Genomic DNA, 901 nt, shown 5'->3' with positions numbered 1-901 from the left:
CCCTGTTTATGAAGGGAATGTCGGGGCACCAGCACGAGCACACCTGATGCTCTCGAAACACTTGAATCAAAGGAAAAGGTGAAGGACATCCGCGAGCGATGGCGGGCGGCGCTGCGCCGGACGCCGGTGTCCGTCTGGAACGACGACGTCACGGACTGGGCCGCCGCGCTGACCTACTACGCGGTTCTGGCCCTGTTCCCCCTGCTCCTGGTGATCCTCTCGATCCTCGGTCTGACCATGCCCACGGCCAAACCCGAGGTCATCGACCGTATGACACAGGCCGCTCCGGCCGCTTCACGCGAACTGCTGCGCGGCACCCTGCGGCAGATGGCCGAACAGTCGTCGACGGCCTGGACGCTGATCTTCGTCGCGGGAACGGGCGCGCTGTGGTCGGGCTGCAGCTATCTGAGCGTCTTCCGACGGGCGATGTACTCCATGCACCGGATCGACGCCGACCGGCCGGTGTGGCGTACCGCTCCGCGTATCATCGCCACAGGCCTGGTCCTGATCACCCTGCTCCTCACCTCGACCCTCGCGATGCTGCTCACCGGCAACCTCACCCGGCGTCTGGGCAGAGCTCTGGATCTCAGCACCGGCACCCAGTTCGCCTGGAACGCCGTGCGGTGGCCGGTCATCGCCGTGGTCGCCGTCGCCCTGGTGCTCGTCCTGTACCGTTCGGGCCCGCCAGGCACCCGCCCCGTCCGCCGGATGGCGCCCGGCGGCGCGCTGGCGGTCGTACTCCTGCTGGCCGTGTCGGTCGGCTTCGCGGTCTACACCGCGCACGTCAGCACCTACGACCGTCTGTACGGGTCGCTGGCCGGCATCGTGGTCTTCCTGGTCTGGCTGTGGCTGTCCAACCTGGCGCTTCTGGTCGGCGTCCAGTTCAACGCGGAGCTGGCGA

1 protein-coding gene is annotated in these 901 nt (G+C 67.6%); it reads left to right on the top strand.

The window, feature by feature from the left end; translation table 11 throughout:
• Positions 1 to 78: 78 nt before the first annotated feature.
• The coding region (locus STRTUCAR8_RS44755; RefSeq protein ID WP_006383136.1) for a YihY/virulence factor BrkB family protein at positions 79 to 901 on the top strand (823 nt) is incomplete at its 3' end.

The organism is Streptomyces turgidiscabies Car8 (assembly GCF_000331005.1).
Lineage (GTDB): Bacteria > Actinomycetota > Actinomycetes > Streptomycetales > Streptomycetaceae > Streptomyces > Streptomyces turgidiscabies.
Note: the sequence above shows the minus strand (reverse complement) of the source record. Positions and strands in the feature narration are given on the sequence as shown.